The sequence below is a fragment of the Bacillus cereus group sp. BfR-BA-01382 genome, assembly GCF_022663475.1.
Lineage (GTDB): Bacteria > Bacillota > Bacilli > Bacillales > Bacillaceae_G > Bacillus_A > Bacillus_A thuringiensis_S.
Genome location: NZ_JAKUFQ010000478.1, coordinates 1 through 202, shown reverse-complemented (window position 1 = coordinate 202; position 202 = coordinate 1). Strand labels below are relative to the sequence as shown.

Sequence of the window (202 nt, the reverse complement as noted above, 5' to 3'; positions counted from 1 at the left end):
GAAATGAATCTCTCACTTCCATATTCTATTGATTCTTCTTTTCATTCCCTTGCTGGTGGCCCCTATTTTCTTGTTGAGACCCCCTACCATTGTTCCCTTGCTCGTTTCCATCATTTTCTTTCTGGGGTCCTCTTCCATTGTTTCCTTGCTGATTCCCATTATTTCCTTGTTGAGATCCTCTTCCGTTGTTCCCTTGCTGATT

Annotated in this window: 1 pseudogene; it reads right to left on the bottom strand. The window is 42.6% G+C overall.

Going from position 1 to position 202, the window contains the following annotated elements:
* Positions 1 to 12 precede the first annotated feature (12 nt).
* Positions 13 to 202, bottom strand: a pseudogene (locus MR160_RS34775) (FMRFamide neuropeptide); the annotation flags it as partial.